The organism is Caulobacter sp. DMC95 (assembly GCF_056313785.1).
In genome coordinates this window covers 325,337-342,987 of sequence record NZ_JBQUZP010000001.1, presented here as the reverse complement: position 1 = coordinate 342,987, position 17,651 = coordinate 325,337, and the positions used below count along the sequence as shown (strand labels likewise).

Annotated in this window: 15 protein-coding genes and 1 pseudogene; 6 read left to right on the top strand and 10 right to left on the bottom strand. The window is 66.8% G+C overall.

Annotation, left to right across the window (positions count from 1 at the left end; genetic code table 11):
* Positions 1-15: 15 nt before the first annotated feature.
* Positions 16-939: a DUF4861 family protein gene (locus ACT53N_RS01645; RefSeq protein WP_476062254.1), complete on the top strand. Its 924-nt coding sequence runs from the start codon at positions 16-18 to the stop codon at positions 937-939.
* Positions 940-1,038: 99 nt separating this feature from the next.
* Here ACT53N_RS01645 and ACT53N_RS01640 read toward each other — a convergent pair whose 3' ends face one another.
* Positions 1,039-1,737 (bottom strand): pirin family protein, encoded by a 699-nt coding sequence (locus ACT53N_RS01640; protein ID WP_476062253.1) that lies wholly within the window; start codon positions 1,735-1,737, stop codon positions 1,039-1,041.
* 126 nt (positions 1,738-1,863) lie between these two features.
* On the opposite strand from ACT53N_RS01640, the gene ACT53N_RS01635 reads away from it, so the two are divergent.
* The gene (locus ACT53N_RS01635; protein WP_476062252.1) at positions 1,864-2,760 is read left to right on the top strand and encodes a LysR family transcriptional regulator; all 897 of its coding nucleotides are present in this window, start codon (positions 1,864-1,866) and stop codon (positions 2,758-2,760) included.
* 107 nt (positions 2,761-2,867) lie between these two features.
* Here ACT53N_RS01635 and ACT53N_RS01630 read toward each other — a convergent pair whose 3' ends face one another.
* Both ACT53N_RS01630 and ACT53N_RS01625 read right to left on the bottom strand, forming a co-directional pair.
* Entirely contained in the window at positions 2,868-5,306 is a 2,439-nt protein-coding gene (locus ACT53N_RS01630) for a hypothetical protein (protein WP_476062251.1), read from the bottom strand.
* 89 nt (positions 5,307-5,395) lie between these two features.
* Positions 5,396-6,736, bottom strand: coding sequence for an Hsp70 family protein (locus ACT53N_RS01625; protein ID WP_476062250.1), 1,341 nt, complete (start codon positions 6,734-6,736; stop codon positions 5,396-5,398).
* 144 nt (positions 6,737-6,880) lie between these two features.
* Between ACT53N_RS01625 and ACT53N_RS01620 the strand changes: the two genes are divergently transcribed.
* Positions 6,881-8,062, top strand: coding sequence for a BaiN/RdsA family NAD(P)/FAD-dependent oxidoreductase (locus ACT53N_RS01620; RefSeq protein ID WP_476062249.1), 1,182 nt, complete (start codon positions 6,881-6,883; stop codon positions 8,060-8,062).
* Positions 8,063-8,073: 11 nt separating this feature from the next.
* A pseudogene (locus tag ACT53N_RS01615) lies at positions 8,074-8,182 on the top strand (hypothetical protein); the annotation flags it as partial.
* Positions 8,183-8,192: 10 nt separating this feature from the next.
* Here the strand turns inward: ACT53N_RS01615 and ACT53N_RS01610 are convergent.
* The 4 genes from ACT53N_RS01610 to ACT53N_RS01595 form a co-directional block, all read right to left on the bottom strand.
* Positions 8,193-10,427, bottom strand: a complete 2,235-nt coding sequence (locus ACT53N_RS01610; protein ID WP_476062248.1) for a DEAD/DEAH box helicase — start codon at positions 10,425-10,427, stop codon at positions 8,193-8,195.
* 235 nt (positions 10,428-10,662) lie between these two features.
* Positions 10,663-11,115 (bottom strand): hypothetical protein, encoded by a 453-nt coding sequence (locus tag ACT53N_RS01605; RefSeq protein WP_476062247.1) that lies wholly within the window; start codon positions 11,113-11,115, stop codon positions 10,663-10,665.
* Between the two features lie 121 nt (positions 11,116-11,236).
* On the bottom strand, positions 11,237-11,881 hold the full coding sequence (locus tag ACT53N_RS01600; protein WP_476062246.1) for a DsbA family oxidoreductase: 645 nt from the start codon (positions 11,879-11,881) through the stop codon (positions 11,237-11,239).
* Between the two features lie 81 nt (positions 11,882-11,962).
* Entirely contained in the window at positions 11,963-13,288 is a 1,326-nt protein-coding gene (locus tag ACT53N_RS01595; protein WP_476062245.1) for a diguanylate cyclase domain-containing protein, read from the bottom strand.
* A gap of 227 nt (positions 13,289-13,515) precedes the next feature.
* Here ACT53N_RS01595 and ACT53N_RS01590 point away from each other — a divergent pair, with 227 nt between their 5' ends.
* A complete protein-coding gene (locus ACT53N_RS01590) occupies positions 13,516-14,643 on the top strand; it encodes a CaiB/BaiF CoA transferase family protein (protein ID WP_476062244.1) in 1,128 nt (375 codons plus the stop codon).
* Between the two features lie 140 nt (positions 14,644-14,783).
* Positions 14,784-15,770 carry a YihY/virulence factor BrkB family protein gene (locus ACT53N_RS01585; protein WP_476062243.1) on the top strand — a complete coding sequence of 329 codons (987 nt, stop codon included), beginning with the start codon at positions 14,784-14,786 and terminating at the stop codon, positions 15,768-15,770.
* On the opposite strand, the gene ACT53N_RS01580 is transcribed toward ACT53N_RS01585, so the two are convergent.
* The 3 genes from ACT53N_RS01580 to ACT53N_RS01570 are packed head-to-tail and all read right to left on the bottom strand — an operon-like array spanning position 15,742 to position 17,613.
* Positions 15,742-15,975, bottom strand: a complete 234-nt coding sequence (locus ACT53N_RS01580; protein WP_476062242.1) for a sulfurtransferase TusA family protein — start codon at positions 15,973-15,975, stop codon at positions 15,742-15,744. The genes ACT53N_RS01585 and ACT53N_RS01580 overlap by 29 nt on opposite strands.
* Positions 15,968-16,708, bottom strand: coding sequence for a pseudouridine synthase (locus ACT53N_RS01575; RefSeq protein WP_476062241.1), 741 nt, complete (start codon positions 16,706-16,708; stop codon positions 15,968-15,970). The genes ACT53N_RS01580 and ACT53N_RS01575 overlap by 8 nt, the downstream gene beginning before the upstream one ends.
* Positions 16,705-17,613, bottom strand: a complete 909-nt coding sequence (locus ACT53N_RS01570) for a class I SAM-dependent methyltransferase (RefSeq protein WP_476062240.1) — start codon at positions 17,611-17,613, stop codon at positions 16,705-16,707. Before ACT53N_RS01570 ends, ACT53N_RS01575 begins: the two co-directional genes overlap by 4 nt.
* Positions 17,614-17,651: the final 38 nt, after the last annotated feature.

Sequence of the window (17,651 nt, the reverse complement as noted above, 5' to 3'; positions counted from 1 at the left end):
ATGCGAGGAGCGCCTATGATGTGGAGAACCCTTGTCGCCGCCCTGGCCCTGTCCCTATCCGGGGCCTGCAGTTTCGCCGACGCTCAAGGGCATGCCCCCGGCAAGGGGCTGACGCCTCCGGACCTCCAGGGCCAGAAGCCCCGTGCGGCGATCACTCTCGCGCCGTACCGTTTCAACGACATCCTCTGGGAGAACGACCGCACGGCGCACCGGATCTATAGCCGTGACCTGGAAAAGGCCGAGCCGCCGTCGACCTCGGGCATCGACGCCTGGGGCAAGGGCGTCCGCTGGCCCTACATGGACCGCCAGCTGCGCACCGGCGATCAGCATGCCAACCATGGCGAAGGCCTGGACTTCTACGATGTCGGCACGGCGCGCGGCGCAGGCGGCCTGGGCGTGTGGCACGATAACAAGCTGTGGACCTCACGTAACTGGAGCGACGTGAAGATCCTGAAGAACGGGCCGGATGTAGCTGCGTTCAGCGTGGACTATGCGCCTTGGCCGGTCGATGTGGAGCGTAAGGTCTGGGAGACGCGCGCCTTCACATTGCCGTTGGGCACGAACTTCACGCGCATGGTCTCGACGATCAGTTCCGACAAGCCGGGGCCGCTGGTGGTGGGGATCGGCATTTCCAAACGCAAACGCGCCAGCGGCTCAGGCGTGTTCCGAAAGGACCTCGCTCCCGGCCGCGTGACTTTCTGGGAGCCAGCGGATCCCGAGAAGGGCTCCATGGCCATCGCTCTGATGGTCGACCCGGCTGCCGTGGTCGAGGTGCGGCAGGACTTCGACAACTATCTCGTTCTGGTCAAGGTCGAGGCGGGCAAGCCGTTCGTCTACTACATGGGCGCGGCTTGGGACAAAGGGCTCGACTTTCACAGTCCTACCGAATGGGACGCCTATGTCGCGGCGCAGAAGCCCGACTTCGACCCCGCAAACTGACGGCCAAACGAAAGGCCGCCCCGAGGCGGGGGATCCTCGGGGCGGCGCATGGCCGTCCGCCATGGGGGGGAGGGCGCGGGCAGCCAGTTCGATACAGCGTTAGGCGGCGTCGACCAGCACCAGTTCGGCGTCTTCCAGGGCGGTGACGGTGATCACGTCCTCGTCCTTGATGCCAGCGCCGTCTCGGGCGTTCAACTTGACGCCATTGACCTCGACAGAACCGACCGCTGGCACCAGGTAGCCGCTACGGGTCTTGCCCAAGGCGTAGGTCGTGGTTTCACCAGCCTTCAGCGTCGCGCCCAGAACGCGGGCGTCGGTGCGGATCGGCAAAGCGTCGGCGTCATCCGAAAAGCCGCTGGCCAGTGTCACGAACTTGCCCGAGCGGTCGCCCTTGGGGAACGGCTTGGAGCCCCAGGAAGGCGCGCCGCCGAACGACTTGGGCTCGATCCAGATCTGGAAGATCCGGGTCGTTTCCGGCTCGAGATTGTACTCGGCATGACGGATGCCCGAGCCCGCGCTCATCACCTGGACGTCGCCAGCGACGGTACGGCCCTTGTTGCCCAGGTTATCCTGGTGGGTGATCGCGCCGTCGCGGACATAGGTGATGATCTCCATGTCGCTGTGCGGATGCGGCGGGAAGCCCGTGTTGGGAGCGATCTCGTCATCATTCCAAACCCGCAGCGCGCCCCAGTTCATGTTGTTGGGGTCGTAGTAGCTTGCGAACGAGAAGTGGTGCTTGGCCTTCAGCCAACCGTGGTCGGCGCCGCCAAGCTTGTCGAACGGTTTGCGGTCGATCATGGCTCTACCTTTCAGTCTCTCTGGCGCACCGCGTCGGCGCGTCCTGTTGAGAAGAAAATAGGGCTGGCAGTGGAATTATAAATGGAAACTATGGAAATTTATTGTTTCTAAAAATAGCATATATCCATGTCTAAGCTCCCGGATCTCGAAGGCCTCGCTGTGTTCGCTAAGGTGGCAGAGCTGCGTTCATTCGCGGCCGCTTCAGAGGCCCTGGCCATGTCGAAGGCCACGGTGTCGAAAGCGGTGACGCGGCTTGAGCTGCGCCTCGGTGCGCGGTTGTTCAATCGCACTTCACGCCGGCTCGCGCTCACAGACGCCGGTCAGGCGCTCGTAGAGCGCGCCAGCCGCGTGCTGGCCGAGGCTGAGGCCGCCGAGGAGGAAGCCTCCAGCCAGTCCGCCGCGCCGCGAGGCCTTGTCCGCATGGCCGCGCCAATGTCGCTGGGCGTCGCCAGCCTGGCGCCGGTGTTGCCGGCCTTTCTTGAGACCTATCCGGACGTGTCCATCGACCTGCATCTGTCGGACGCAACCGTCGACCTGATCGGCATGGGGTTTGATCTCGCACTACGCGTCGCGGACTTGCCGGACAGCTCGCTGGTGGCGCGGCGGCTACGGGCGGTCGAGCGTCATGTGGTCGCGGCCCCAGCTTATTGGGCGCGACATGGGCGTCCTGGCCATCCTGCCGACCTCGCCGACCATCGCGGACTGACCTATGGCCACCAGGCCTCGCCAGAAACCTGGCGCTTTCAGCGGGCAGGCGGGGAGGAAGCGGCGGTACGCCCGCGCTCGGTGCTCCGAGCCAACAATGGTGACGCCCTCCTGCCGCCGCTTCTGGCGGGGACGGGCGTAGCCATGCTGCCTGATTTCATCGTCGGGCCTGCGCTCGCCGAAGGTCGTCTGGAGCCCGTGCTAAGTGAATGGAAGGCCGCGCCGATCGCGCTGCATCTGGTCATGCCGCCTGGTGGTCCGCGCCCTGCGCGCGTCACGGCGCTGGCGGACTATCTGGCCAAGGTCCTGGGCCGCTGATCGCGGCTAGAGCATTTTCCGACGAAGTGGATCCGGTTCGTCGTCAGGAAATGCATCAATACAAAGGACTAGAGTATTTCTCCGATCCAAACAGATCGGAAAATGCTCTAGCCAAGGCTCTCGACCTGCGCCGGCGTGAACGCGCCGACCTGAAGCGGCGTCATCGCAGCGATATTGGTGGTCGAGAGCCAGTCCAACTGATTGATCGTCAGGCCCGGGATCTGGGTCGGCGCCAGATAGCCCACCTGGGTCGTAGTCAAGCTGGCGATGACCGATGTCGACAGCGAGCCAAGCTGGCTGGCGTTCAAGGCCTGGACCTGGGTCTCGCTGAGCTGACTGAACGCGCTGGGGGTGATGTTGCGCAGTTGGAAGGAGGACAGCCCCCTGAGCGCTGCGGGCGTCAGGGCGGCATACTGTTCGGCCGACAGCGCCGCCAGATTGGTCACGGATAGCGCCATCATCTGGCTCGCGGTCAGAGCGGCGATCTGGACGGGGGTGAAGTCGCCGATATCGGTCAGGGTCAAAGCGCTAAGCTGGCTCGCGCTCAGGCCTGCAATTTGCCCCGCTGTCAGAGCTTGAAAGGCCGTTCGGTCCAAGCCCGTAAGATGGCGTGTGGAAAGGCCGCCAATCTGGGCCCCGGTGAGCGCGGCGAACTGCGTCGTCGACAGTTCAGCCAGATCGGTATTGGTCAGGCCGCTCATCTGGGTCGCGCTGATCCCCGCCAGCTGGTTGGAAGAGAACGCGTCGATCTGGCTTTGGCTGAGGCTGTTGAAGTTGGTCGTCGACAGCGCCCCGATCTGCTCGCCGCTGAGTCCGGCGACTTGCGTCGCCGTAAAGCGCGCGAAGTCCGTTTCGCTCAGGCCGCCGATCTGGGTTGTGCTGATCGCCGCCAGTTGCGCCCCCGACAAGGCCTGGATCGCGCTGGCGCTCAAACGATTGAAGTTGGTCGTCTCCAACGCCGCCACTTGCGAGGGTGCGAACGCCCTGAGCTGTGCCGAGGAGAGCTTGTCGAAGCCGGTTGTCGAAAGGCCCGCGATCTGGGTCGGTGTCAGTGCTGCGAGCTGCGTTTCGGTCAGGCCCTGGATCTGGGTTTGAGCGATGGCGTTCAAGGTCGTCGTGGCGAGGGCCGCGATTTGCAAGCCGCTCAAGGCCGCCGCCTGATCTGGCGTGAACTCGGCGAAATCTGTTTCGGTCAGCCCCGCGATCTGGGTGATCGTCAGCCCGGCCAGCTGGGTCGCGGTCAGGGCCTGGACCTGACTGGCGTTTAGGCTGTTGAAGGCGCTGGGCGACAACGCGTTCAGCTGGGTTGTGCTGAAGACTTGCACTTGGTCAGGCGTGAAGGCCGCGAGGCTGGTTTCGGACAGGCCGCCGATCTGGGTCCGGCTGAGGCTCTTAAGTTGCGTCCCGGTCAGCGCCTGGACCTGATCACGACCAAGGCTGTTGAGGCTGGTCGGGGACAGAGCGGCCAACTGCGTCGTGGCCAGCACTTCCACCTGGGCCGGTGTGAACTCGGCCAGATCATCGCTGGTCAGGCTGGCGATCTGAGTGGTCGTCAAGGCCGTCAACTGTGTCGCATCGAACACCTGGACCCGATCCGCGGCCAGGCTGTTCAGGCCCGTCGTGCTCAGGGCCGAGAGCTGGGCGGCGCTGAAGTGGCGCATCTGGGCCGGCGTGAACTCGGCTAAATCATTTTCGCTCAGCGCCCGCAGTTGCGCCGGTTTCAGTCCGGCCAGTTGTGTGCCGGTCAGCCCTGCAACCTGCGTCGCCGAGAGCCCGGACAGACCGTCGGCGCTTAGCGCGCCAAGCTGTGTCGCCGTCAGCGCCCCCACCACCGCGTCCGACAGAACGCCAGACTGCGCCGCGGACAGCGCGCCGATCTGAGTGGCCCCCAGCGCTGTCAGGCTTTCGTCCAGGCCTTTCAGCTGGGTCGTCGACAGGGCCGCGACCTGCGTGGCGGTCATGCTCAGGAGCTGGGTGGTGCTCAGCGCTGACAGTCGGTCGCCTTGCAGCGACGGGATGAGATCAGCGGACAGGGCGCTGAGCTGGGTTCCCGTCAGCGCGGAGAGCTTTTCCGGCGACAGCTCTTCAAGGTCGGTCGCGCTGAAGGCGGCGATCTGGGTCGTGGTCAGCTGGGCCAACTGGGTCGTGCTGAGCGCCGCGATCTGGGTCGCATCCAGCGCCGTGAAGTGCGTGGCGTCCATGGCGCCGATCTGGATGGCGCTCAGCGCCTGCAGTCGGTCAGCGTCGAGCTTGGCCAGCTGGGTCGAGGTCAGGGCGTTCAGCTGCGCGCCGCTGAACGCCTGAAGCTGGTCGACATCGAACAAGAGATTCTGGGCGAAGGCCGGGATCTGAGTGGCGGTCAGGCCCTTGACCTGGGTCGCCGAGAGCGCGGAGACCTGACTGGCGTTCAGCGCGCCGATTGCGGTGTCTGACAGCGCGCCGACCTGCGTCTTGGTCAGCGACTCCATCTTGGTGGTGGACAGGGTCTGTATCGTCGTCGTCGCCAGGGCGGCGATCTGAGCGGCGGACAGATACGAAATCGGCACTGGACTCGTTGCCCCACAAGGTCGCGACGCGAATCGTTCGCGTTAACCCTAAGCCAAAGCGCCGGGCGCCACCATGCGGCGAAGAGGGCCTAGCTTGCGCGCATCGTCCAGCGGTCGAGGTCCGCCTCGCGGCCGATCAAAGCCAGGCCCGAGGCGATAGACTCGAACTCGCCACCGGTCTCGATCTTGTCGGCGCCGAAGCGGCGCAGAAAGATCTCGCGCACCGCGGGCACGAACGAGCTGCCGCCGGTCAGGAACACACGGTCGACGTCGGCCTCGGTGAGGTTGGCCTGCTCAAGGGCCTGGCCCACGGCCGTCTCGATCGCGGTCAGCTCGGGCGCGATCCAAGCCTCGAACTCGGACCGCGCAACGGGCTTTTCGATCCGAACTGAGCCGGCTTCGAATCGGAAGGTCGCCTGATCCTGGCTCGACAGGGCCTCCTTCAGCGCCGAGACCGAGCGGTAGAGGGCGTAGCCGTGATTGCCGTCCAGCACCTCGATCAGGGCGGCGATCTTGTCGGGCTCCAGCGCGGTGCGCTCCAGGGCGCGGATGTCGCGCATGTCCTTGGAGGCGCGCAGCAGGGCCAGCTGGTCCCAGCGGGCGAAGGCGGCGTAGTAGCGCTGCGGGATCGGCAGGCTGTTGGAGAACGATCGGTAGTCCGAGCCTTTGCCGAGCTCTGGCGAAACAAGTTGGTCGATGATCCGGTAGTCGAAGGCGTCGCCGGCGACGCCGACGCCCGAACGCGACAGCGGCGTCGAGCGCAGCGTACCGTCCGCCGCGCGTTCGAACCTGACCAGCGAGAAGTCGCTGGTGCCGCCGCCGAAGTCGGCGACCAACACGGTGGCGTCCTGCTTCAGTTGACGGGCGAAGAAGAACGCTGCGCCGACGGGCTCGTAGGCGTAGCGGATGTCGGTGAAGCCCAGGCGCTGGAAGGCGGCCTCATAGCGGGTCAGGGCCAGAGCCTCGTCCGGCGATGAACCGGCGAAGGTTACGGGGCGTCCGACGATGATCCGGGGCGGCAGATCTGAGAGCTGCGCGCCCGCATGGTCGCGCAGGCGCAGCAGGAACGCCGCCAGCAGGTCCTCGAACTGGTAGCGCTTGTTGAGGATCCGGGTCTCGGTGAAGGCGGCCGAGGCGGCGAAGGTCTTGAACGACTGGATGAACCGTGTCTCCAGCGGGTCCTCCAGATAGGCCTCGATCGCCCACGGACCGGCCTCGACCACCCGCTCGTTCGCCGCATCGCCCACGCCCTGGACGCTGTGAAAGCTGAGCGCGGATCGGAAGGCGAAGAGGTCGCGGTTGTCGATCGTAAAGCGCACCAGCCGTGCGTGGTCATCGCCAAGCGTCAACGAGACCACGGTGTTGGTGGTGCCGAAGTCGACGCCGATGGTCGGCGCGCCGGCGGCCGAAACGGGAGAAGCGGCCGTCATGGAGGGGCTCGATCAGTGCAGTGCGGGAGGGGGCGAGCGTCGTAGCGCCTTTCGTCGGAAGGTCAAGCCGATCTCGCCCTCCCGGTCGGTTGACTCGGACCGCCGCCTCCGGTCGAAGGAGGGGAAGCAAAGAACGGAAAAGTCTTGGAAACCTTCGACGTTGTGGTGATCGGCGCGGGCGCGGCCGGCATGATGTGCGCTATCGAGGCGGGCAAGCGCGGGCGCTCGGTGCTGGTGGTCGACCACGCCAAAGCGCCGGGCGAGAAGATCCGCATCAGCGGGGGCGGCCGCTGCAACTTCACCAACACCGGCGCGTCGATCCATAACTTCCTGTCGGCCAATCCGAAGTTCGCGCTTTCGGCCCTGCGGCGCTATCGCCCGCGCGACTTCATCGCCCTCGTCGAGCGGTACGGCATCGCCTATCACGAGAAGACCCTGGGGCAGCTGTTCTGCGACGGCTCGGCCAAGCAGATCATCACCATGCTGCTGACCGAGATGAAGGCCGCCGGCGTGACGCTCCGCCTTGAGACCAGCGTGGGCGAGATCCGCAAGACCGAGGGCGGCTTTGAAGTGGGACTTTCCACTGGCGTGGTCGCCTGCGCCTCCCTGGTGGTGGCCAGCGGCGGCAAGTCGATCCCGAAGATGGGCGCGACGGGCCTGGGCTACGACATCGCCAAGCAGTTTGGCCTCAACATCATCGAGACGCGGCCGGCCCTTGTGCCGCTGACCTTCGAGGCCGGCATGCTCGCCAAGCTCACGCCGCTATCGGGTGTGGCGCTGGACGCCGTGGTCGCGCGCGGCAAGACCAAGTTCCAGGAAGGCATGCTGTTCACGCACCGGGGACTGTCGGGGCCCTCGATCCTGCAGATTTCGTCCTACTGGCGTGAAGGTGATGAAATCCGGGTCGACATGGCGCCCGGCGTTGACGCTCTGGCGGCGCTGAAGACCGCGCGTACAGCCACGCCGCGTCAGGCTGTGGCCACGGTGCTGTCGACCCTGCTGCCCAAGCGTGTCGCCCAGGCGATCGCCGAGGAAGAGGCGGCCGACAGGGGCAACATCGCCGACTGTTCTGACAAGGTGCTGGGACGGTTGGCCACGGCGGTCAACGCCTGGACCTTCAAGCCGGTCGGTTCGGAGGGCTATCGCACGGCCGAGGTCACCCTGGGCGGGGTCGACACCGAAGCGCTCGACTCCCGCACCCTGGAGGCCAAGGCCGTGCCGGGGCTCTATTTTGTTGGCGAAGTCGTCGACGTCACTGGCTGGCTGGGCGGGTATAACTTCCAGTGGGCCTGGGCGTCGGGTTGGAGCGCCGGGCAGTCGGTGTGATCAAATCCTCCCCCGGGTGGGGGAGGCGGCCGAAGGCCGGAGGGGGGAGTGCTGCTGACCCTGCCGCTTCCCCCTCCGTCGTCTCTCCGAGCCGACACCTCCCCCGCGAGGGGGAGGATTTGACTTCAAACTACTTCTTCTTGAACGGCTTCCCAGCCGGCTTGCCGCCGGGCTTGGCGTCGAAGCTCTTGGCCTTGAAGGGCTTGGGGCCTCGGAACGGCTTGGCGGGACCATCGCCGTCGCGTTTGCCGGCATACGGCTTGGCATAGGGCTTGGGGCCTGCAGCGTTGTCGCTGAAGCTCTTCTTGAACGGCTTCTTGGGAGCGTCGCCGTCCGCGCGCGGCGCGCGCGGCTTGTATTCGCGGGGGGCGTCGGCGCCGGCCTCGTGACGCGGCTTGAAGGCGCGCTTGGGCGCGCCGTCCGAGTCTTGCGGCGAGTAGGGACGCGGCGCGTTGTTGTCACGCGGGGCCCGGCGCGGCTTGTAGTCGCCCTTGGGCTCCTCGCCACGGCTATACGGCTTGGCGTTGCTGAAACCGTCTTCGCCGAAGCTGGACGGACGCGGCGTGTGGTCGCGCGAGCCAGGCGCATTGGCGCGCGGCGAGCGCGGGGCGTCTTCACGCGGCCGATCCTCACGCGGAGCGCGCGGCTTATACTCGCGCGGACCATCGTTTTCGCCGCGAGGGGGACGCGGAGCATACTCCCGGCGCGGGCCGGCTTCGCGCGGCGCCGGCGCCGTCGTCGGGGTGATCGAGACGTCCTCGCGCACCGTCGTTTGCACGGCGGCGCCGAACTTCACCGACGCCTCGGCCGAGATCTCGAACTTGGTGTCGTAGTCGAAGATCCGGATCGCGCCGATGTCCTTCTTGGTGATGTGGCCCAGGCGGCAGATCATCGGGATCAGCCACTTCGGATCGGCATTGCCGCGACGGCCAACGCTGATGCGGAACCACTCCGAGCCTTCCATGCTGACACGCGGCTCGCGCTCGGGGCGTTCGCCGAGCTCGCGAGGCTCACGCGGCTCACGCGAGCGCGGACCGGGATCCGCGCCGTGGCGCGGGTCGTCATAGATGTCTTCCGGCGACGGCAGCTTGGCGCGGCGGGTGCGGATCAGCGCGGCGGCGATCTCGACCGGGGTGCGCTTGGCCAGCATGGCTTCAGCCAGGGCGATATCCTCGTCGGTCGAGGTCTCGCTGAAGATCGGGTCCTCGAGCAGGCGCTCCTGGTCCTTCTCGCGGATCGAGTCGGCGCTGGGGGCACCGCCCCAGTCGGCTTCGACGCCGGCGGCGTATAGTAGCTGCTCGGCCTTACGGCGACGGGTGTAGGGGACGACCAGGGCGCTGACGCCCTTCTTGCCCGCGCGGCCGGTGCGGCCCGAGCGGTGCAGCAGGGTCGCCTTGTTGATCGGCAGCTCGGCGTGGATGACGAGGCCGAGGTCAGGCAAATCAAGGCCGCGCGCGGCGACGTCAGTGGCGACGCAGACGCGAGCGTGACCGTCGCGCAGGGCCTGCAGGGCGTCAGCGCGTTCACGCTGCGACAGCTCGCCCGACAGGCCGACAACGGCGAAGCCGCGCTCACGCAGCTTGGCGTGCAGGCTGCGGACGCTTTCGCGGGTGTTGGCGAACACCAGGGCGCCGGGGGCTTCAAAGAAGCGCAGCAGATTGACGACCGCGTGCTCGACCTCGTTCGGAGCCACGCGCACGGCGCGGTACTCGATGTCGCGGTGCGGCTCGTTGCGGCCGATGGTGTCGATGCGGACAGCGTCGTTCTGATAGCGCTTGGCCAGCTCGACGATGTCGCGGGCCAGGGTGGCCGAGAACAGCAGGGTGCGGCGCTCGGGCGGGGCGGCGTCGAGGATGAATTCCAGGTCCTCGCGGAAGCCCATGTCCAGCATCTCGTCGGCCTCGTCTAGGACGGCGACCTTCAGCTTGGAGAGATCCAGGTGTCCGCGCTCGATATGGTCACGCAGACGGCCGGGCGTCCCGACGACGATGTGCGCGCCGTAGTTCAGTGCGCGCTGTTCGCGGCGAGCGTCCATGCCGCCCACGCAGTTGATCACCGCAGCCTTGGCCTCGGCGTACAGCCAAGCCAGCTCGCGATTGACCTGCATGGCCAGTTCGCGGGTCGGGGCGATGACCAGGGCCAGCGGCTCGGCGGCCTGACCGAAGGTTTCGGCGTCGCCGAGCAGGGTCGGTGCGGCGGCCAGGCCGAAAGCGACGGTCTTGCCGGAGCCCGTCTGGGCGCTGACCAGGAGGTCGCGGTCAGCGGCGTCGGCGGCCAGCACGGCGGCCTGGACGGGGGTGGGCTCGGCGTAGCCTTGAGCGGCGAGAGCCCGCTCAAGAGCGGGGTGGGAGGCAGGGAAGGGCATATGGGTCCAATTCACGTCTGCGGCCGCACACAAACACGCGCGGCTCGCGCCATGACCAAATCGGGCCCCTTTGAAGCCTTGAACGCTTCCCTCGGACCGCTTCTTGGTCGAATTCAAACAAAAATAGCCCCCTTCCGCCGCCGAAGCGACACGAAGGGGGCCCGATGAGCGACCTTATGCGCTTGCTGCGGTGCAAAAAGCAAGCGGGGTTGTGCGAACGGCGTTTTTGTCGCGGCTAGGCGAGGTTAGCTTCGCCCTCGCGCCGTGCCGTCAGTTCTCCCGCCAGGCGGGCGACGCCGGCGGTCAGCAGGCCAAGCATGGCCATCATCAGCGCTTCGGCCAAGCCGGGCGCCATGACCGCGAGGCTCGGGGCCGTCCCGAGGTTGGCGATACCCACCGCGCCGGCCAGGAGGGTGTAGGTCGCTGCGGCGAAGCCGAGGGGCAGGGCGCTCTTGTTGATCGCCGGTAGCAAACGTGCGTGCGGACGTAGGGCGGCTAAGATCGGGCTGACGAAGAGTCCGGTGACCAGAAGCAAGGCGATCAGTTGCACGGGCGCGGCGGCGTTCGCGAAGATCGCGATGAGGGTCAAGGACTTGTGGCCCGACTGCGCCAGAGCCGTCGAGGCCAGGGCGGGAGTCGCCAACATCGCAGCGGCGGCCGCGAGGGTTGATAGGTGGCGTAGGCGCATCATCAGCTCCTGTTCGATTACATCCGTAATATGCGGCGGATAATTACGATTGTAATTCTACGTGTCAAGCCGGCGCCTTGTCTGCCTTCATCCCGACCGGAACGCCGGGTGTCAGGGTATGCTAACTCGCCAGGGCCTGATCGATCGCCTGAGCGATGCGCTCTGGGGACTCGGCGCCGACGACCGCGACCTTGCCGGCGAAAATAGCAAACGGCACGCCCGTCACACCGCCCTGCACGGCCATGGCGTGCTCGCGCGCGACGGCTTCCTTGTCGGCCCCTTCGGAGAGCAGTTGCAGCACCACCAAGCGCTCCATGCCGGCCGCCTCGGCGATATCGCCGAGTAAGACGGGGTCGCCGATGTCCTGGCCCTGTTCGAAATAGGCCTGGAACAACGCTTCGACGACCTGATCCTGAACGCCGGCCGTCAGCGCCCAGCGGATCAGGCGATGGGCGGCGTTGGTGTTGGGCGACAAGGCGATGGCGTCGAAGTTGAAGACGATGCCTTCCTCGGTTCCGCCCTCGACCAGTGCGGTGTGGACGGCCTTAAGCTTGTCAGGATCCTTGAACTTCTGCGCCATGTAGGTCTTGCGGTCGACGCCTTCCTCGGGGAGCGTCGGATCCAGCTGATAGGGACGCCAGATCAGTTGCGCCTTCAAGTCCGGGCGCAGGGCGACCGCCGACTTGAGGCGACGCCAGCCCAGATAGCACCACGGGCAGACGACATCGGCCACGACGTCGATGATCATGGCTTGCGGCTGGCTCATGGAGAACTCCAAAGGAAATACCGTCCGCTACAGGACGTGTTCCATATAGGACGCGCGACCTAGAGCCCCAAGCGCCAAGCTTCAGCCGGCCTCGCGCTTGAGCGCGGCGGCCGCCGCACGTTCCAGGGCCTTCACCGCGCCTTCGCCCGGCTGGACCTCGGCCACGCCGATGTCGAACTCGCAGACAAACGGCGCCCGATCCTCGCCGGCGTCGAAGGCGGTGCAGCCGATGACCGCCGCGATCCGTTCGGCGGCGGCGCGCGCCGCGCTTTGATTGGTGGCGGGCAAGGCCAGGGCGAACACTTCGGTCGCCAGACGCGCTGGCGTGTCCTCGACCCGCACCAGGCGTCCCACCATCGAGCCGATCTGCGGAATGGCCCGGTCAAGCCAGCCGTTCTGACGCGCCCAGACGGCCTCCGGCTTGTCGGCGATGCGCAGCACGCAGATCGACAGCGGCCGCGCCCGTTCCCGCGCGGCGCTGGCCAACCGCGCGAGGTGCGCGGCGAAGAGGTCGCGCGTGAAGAGGCCGGTGGCGGCGTCCATCAGGCCCGAACTGCGCGCCTTTTCCAGCGCGCCCCGGATGGCTTCGCCGCGTCGGAAGCTGCGGGCCAGTTCCATGACGCGCATCGCGGTCTCGCTCTCCGGCGTTTCGGGCGAAGCGACGTCGGATACGCCCCGATGAAAGGCCTCCGACATCGTCACATAGCTTTCGGCCTTCAGGTAAAGCAGGGCCGGAATGTGAAACAGGCGCGTGTTGCGCCGCATGCCGGCGGCGATCGACAGGGCTTCCTGCTGGCTGTCGCCGGCCCACAGCACCACCGAGTCGAACGGCCGCTCATGCAGATAGTCGAAAGCGGTGTAGGCCGTGAACGCGCCGACCACCTCGGCGCCGCTGGCTTGCAGGGCGTTGGACAAGGCCAAGAACTGCGGCGCGGGCTCGCCCACGGCCAGGATGCGATAGGGCGCGTCCGACGGTTCCGGCAGATCGAGCCGTCGGCCGCGCTCGCCGAACGTCTCGAGGCGGAGCTCGAACTCCTCCTCGGCGATCGCCGTACGCACCAGGGACTCCAGCCGCAGGGCGGCTTGAGAGGGGTGCAGGGGCGGGGAGAGCGTCAGATCGAACGACTGACTGCGAAAATCGGCGTCGGGTTCGCTGATCGCGATGACCGGCAGGCGGCGCGGCGCGACGGCCGCCTTCAGGCGACGCGCCAGGGTTTGGGTTTCGGGACCGGCGCTGGCCAGATCGACGATCACCGCCTCAATGGGCAGGTCACCCAAGGCGGCGAGCGCGGCGTAGGGGCCGCGCGCGGTGATCGTGCGCCAGCCCAACCGATCCAGCCCTTCGGCCAGCGGTCCGGCGCGAACATCATCGCGCGCCACGATCAGGATCCGGGCGTCAACCGCCAAACCAACCTCCGCCCGAACACACAATGCGGCGACCCTGAGGGGGCGCCGGGATTCGACGCCGCACCATAGCAGAGGGTGAGCGCCATCAAAGCCGCGCAACGCCGCAGGCTGGGGGTGAATCGAAGAACCGCGGCGTCTCGCCGATCCTGGCTTGCCTGACCGAACGTCAGTATCGCTCTACTGGCTCCAATCAGCCAGGTTCATAGGGCTGACAGGGAGATTGCGTCATGGGCCAGGGGCCGCTTTCGGGACTGAAGATCGTTGAGTTCGCCGGCATTGGACCGGGCCCCTTCTGCGGCATGCTGTTGTCGGACCTCGGCGCGGATGTCGTGCGCATCGACCGCAAGGGCCAAGGGCGCGGCTCGCCGGCCGATGTCACGGCGCGCGGTCGGCGCTCGGTGGCGCTGGACCTGAAGAACCCCGAGTCGATCGAGACCTGCCTGAAGCTGCTGGAACAGGCCGACGGCCTGATCGAGGGCTTCCGTCCTGGGGTCATGGAGCGCCTGGGCCTTGGTCCCGATGTGGTGCTCGCCCGCAATCCAAAGCTTGTTTACGGCCGCATGACCGGCTGGGGGCAGACTGGCCCCTACGCCAAGGCGGCCGGCCACGACATGAACTACATCGCCATCACCGGCGCGCTCCACGCCATCGGGACCACCGACAAGCCGGTGCCGCCGCTCAACCTAGTCGGCGACTTCGGAGGCGGGGCGCTCTATCTGGCGTTCGGTCTGCTGGCGGGGGTGATCCACGCCCGGTCGACGGGCCAAGGCCAGGTGATCGACTGCGCGATGAGCGACGGCGCGGCCTCGCTGATGGCCATGTTCTACGGTTTCAAGGCCGCCGGGATGTGGGGCGAAGGACGGCGCTCGAACATGCTCGACGGCGGAGCCCACTTCTACGACACCTACCAGTGCTCGGACGGCAAATGGATCTCGATCGGCTCGATCGAGCCGCAATTCTACCTCTTGCTGCTGGAAAAGACCGGGATCAGCGATCCGCAGTTCCAGCACCAGATGAGCCGTGAAGAATGGCCCGAGCTGCACGACAAGCTGGCCGCCGTCATCGCGACCAAGACCCAGGCCGAGTGGTGCGCGATCATGGACGCCACTGACGTCTGCTTCGCCCCGGTCCTGACCATGGACGAGGCCCCCAAGCACCCGCACAACGCCGCCCGCCAGACCTTTGTCGAGGTGGCCGGCGTCACCCAGCCCGCGCCCGCGCCTCGCTTCTCGGCGACGCCGGGCGCGATCCAGGGACCGCCGCCGAAGATCGGCGGGCACAATGACGAGGCTCTCGCCGATTGGGGCTTTAGCCCCGAGGCGATCGAGGCGCTGAAGGCCTCGGGCGCGCTCTGATTTTGTTCAGGCGCCGTTCAGGCGGGACTTTCTAGGGTGTCAGCGTCGATCGGTCGCCGCGCCCATCCGTCCCTCGAAGCGGCGATCGGTTCTCAGGCAAGTCCTGCGGAGACGCGTCACCTCCCCCAGGTGGCGCGTCTTTGACTTCGCAGGGCCGCGCGGCCATGGTCCGCCGGATGCACGACCCTTTGCAGCGCATCCGCTGGCGCGACCTCGACCTTGATCCAACCCACTGGGTCCGCGAAATCCTCCGCGTCCTGGGCCTCGCCCTGTCTCGGCTCTGGGGGCGCGATGTGATGCTTTACGTCGGCGGGGTCTCGTTTTTCGCGCTTCTGGCCGTCTTCCCGGGGCTGGCGATTCTGATCGGGCTCTATAGCTTCTTTCTCACGCCCGAGACCGCCGCCTGGCAGGCGGTGAAGCTGGCCGAACTGATTCCGGCCGGCGCGCGATCAATCGTGCAGGACGAGCTCACCCGGCTCGCCCACGCGCCCGGCCAGACCATTTCGCTGCAGAGCGGCGTTGTGCTGATCGTCGGCGCCTACGCTGCGCACCGGGGCTTCAAGGCCCTGCTCGCCGGCTTGTCCTTCATCCACGACGAAGAGAACCAGCGCGGATTTCTGGGCTTCAACCTGATGGCCTTGCTCGTGCTGATGGCGGCCTTCGGCCTGCTCTTCATCATGTCGGGTATCTTCCTCACGCTGCGACTGCTTGGCTCGGCCCTGGAGCTGCGGCCGCTGGCGGGCGTCTCATGGATTCAGTCCGAATGGACCTGGGCCAGTTTTGGCATCGTGGTCGGGATGAGCCTTATCTATCGCTACGCCATGTCGCGCGAAGTGGTCGGCTGGCGCGCCTCGATCGCAGGGGGCGTCACCGCCGCAGCGCTCTGCGTTTTCATGTCGTGGGCCAGCGCCTTCTACGTCGAGAAGATCGTGCATCTGGGCGCGACGTACGGCTCGATCTCGGCCGTGATCATCTTCCTGATCTGGCTGTCGTGGAGCGTCAACGCGATCTTTTTCGGCGGGGCGCTGGCCACTGAGGTCGAGATCGCGCTGGACGAGCGGCCGCGGGCGCTGCTGGAAGGCCCACGCCGGATCGCGCTCAAGGCGCCTTCCGAACCCGAATCCTGATCACGCCGCCGCCCAGGTCGGTGACGTCCAGAACCGTCGCCCCGACCTGGCCTGCGAAGTGCGGCGCATCGATCCTGGCCATGGGGTCAGTGGCCAGCAGCACCAGTTCCGCGCCCGCCGCCGCGACCTCATGCGCCTTGCGCAGCTTCAAGGTCGGCACCGGACAGTGGTGCCCCCGTGCGTCGACGATAATCGGCTCAGACATCGGCGAACACCTGCTCGGCTTGCGCCGCTGGCAGAATGCGATGCTGTCCAGGCGTGAGGTCGTCAGGCAGGGCGATGCCGCCGATCCGCTCGCGGTGCAGGGTCACGACATGGTTGCCAACCGCCGCGAACATGCGCCGGACCTGATGGTAGCGCCCTTCGGTGATCGTCAGGCGCGCTGTCCGGGCGTCCACGACGTCCAGCTTGGCCGGGAGCAGGGGCTTTTCCTCACTGTCCAGCATCAGCGCTCCGGCGGCGAAAATCTCACCTTCAGAGCCGTTCAGGGCGCGGTCCAAGGTCGCCAGATAGGTCTTGGGCACATGGCGTTTGGGCGAGATCACCCGGTGCAAGAAATCGCCGTCGTCGGTGATCAGGATGAGGCCGCTGGTGTCCTTGTCGAGGCGGCCGACCGTCGAGAGCCCAGGGTCGCGCAAGCGCCACCGGCGAGGCAGGAGATCGTAGATCTTCTCGCCGTCTTCCTTGTGCGAGCACACCACGCCTAGCGGCTTGTGCATCATCAAAACGAGCGGGGCGGGCGGATCCACCGGGACGCCGCGGATGGTCATGCGCTCGGGCAGGCTTGCGTCGACCGCGATACGAGCCCCGGCGTCCTTCAGCACAGCGCCGTCCAGCATCACCTTGCCGCCGGCGACCAAGGCCTGGACGTCCTTGCGACTGCCATAGCCGAGGTTGGCCAGCAGCCGGTCCAGGCGCGCCATCAGCGCCTTGCTCACTTCTTGGCCTCGAACACCTTGTAGCCGCCGCCTTCGCCGACCAGACCGACCTTGGCGAAACTCTCGGTCAGGATCGCCTCGTAGGGCAGGTGACGGTTGGCCACGATCCACAGCGATCCGCCTTTGCGCAGGGCGTCCGCTGCGGCTCGAATGAAAGCCTGCCCCAAAGCCTTGTCTTCGCCGCCGCCGTCATGAAATGGCGGGTTGCTGACGATGAAGTCGAGATCCTTCAGGCCGGTCTGACGCGCGTCAGCCCAGACGATCTCCGCCCGAGGATCGGTGACATTGCGCCGGGAGACCTCGACCGCGCGATGGTCCAGTTCAACCAGTGTCAGCTTGGTGACCTTCGGCGAAGCCAGCACATTCAGGGCCAGTAGCCCGATACCGCTGCCCAGGTCCGCGCCGACCCCGGAGAAGGGCGGCAGGACTTGCAGGAGCGCATTGGTGCCGGCGTCCAGGCGATCCCAGCTGAAAACGCCGGGCTGGGTCCAGAGGCCGTTTTCGGAAATCTGGCGCGGCGCGCCGGCCGCGATGGCGTCCTCAAGAGCAGTGATAGACCCGGGGCGCAGCGACACGCAGATCCGGTTGTGGCGACGCGCGCTCTCGCCAACCTCACAGCCCAGCGCCTGGAGCTCCTTCTTCAAGCGCAGACCGCCGCGATCCTTGGGTGCGAAGGCCGTCAGGCGGCCGCCGGGCGCCAGGATACGCAGCGCGTGCGCCAGCACATACCGACGCTCGATCGCACCTGCCGGCGCGCGCACCGTCACAGCGTCAAAAGTCTCGTCGGCGACGACGTTGAGATTCGTGGATCCGACGATCAGGGGTGAAAGCTGCACGGCGTCGGAAGCGGAGGGCGCCAGATCATGATCGGGCTGGCCATAGAGCGCGGTTCGGGTCGCCGACATGCTTGTCCTGAAAGCGTTTTCCGCCTGCGCGGAAGCGT

Bases quoted from the DNA above. Each gene is read 5' to 3' on its own strand.
- ACT53N_RS01640 (WP_476062253.1), bottom strand. From the start codon at position 1,737: ATGATCGACCGCAAACCGTTCGACAAGCTTGGCGGCGCCGACCACGGT.
- ACT53N_RS01625 (WP_476062250.1), bottom strand. From the start codon at position 6,736: ATGACGGCCGCTTCTCCCGTTTCGGCCGCCGGCGCGCCGACCATCGGC.
- ACT53N_RS01645 (WP_476062254.1), top strand. From the start codon at position 16: ATGATGTGGAGAACCCTTGTCGCCGCCCTGGCCCTGTCCCTATCCGGG.
- ACT53N_RS01600 (WP_476062246.1), bottom strand. From the start codon at position 11,881: ATGAGCCAGCCGCAAGCCATGATCATCGACGTCGTGGCCGATGTCGTC.
- ACT53N_RS01580 (WP_476062242.1), bottom strand. From the start codon at position 15,975: ATGTCTGAGCCGATTATCGTCGACGCACGGGGGCACCACTGTCCGGTG.
- ACT53N_RS01590 (WP_476062244.1), top strand. From the start codon at position 13,516: ATGGGCCAGGGGCCGCTTTCGGGACTGAAGATCGTTGAGTTCGCCGGC.
- ACT53N_RS01610 (WP_476062248.1), bottom strand. From the start codon at position 10,427: ATGCCCTTCCCTGCCTCCCACCCCGCTCTTGAGCGGGCTCTCGCCGCT.
- ACT53N_RS01635 (WP_476062252.1), top strand. From the start codon at position 1,864: ATGTCTAAGCTCCCGGATCTCGAAGGCCTCGCTGTGTTCGCTAAGGTG.
- ACT53N_RS01570 (WP_476062240.1), bottom strand. From the start codon at position 17,613: ATGTCGGCGACCCGAACCGCGCTCTATGGCCAGCCCGATCATGATCTG.
- ACT53N_RS01605 (WP_476062247.1), bottom strand. From the start codon at position 11,115: ATGCGCCTACGCCACCTATCAACCCTCGCGGCCGCCGCTGCGATGTTG.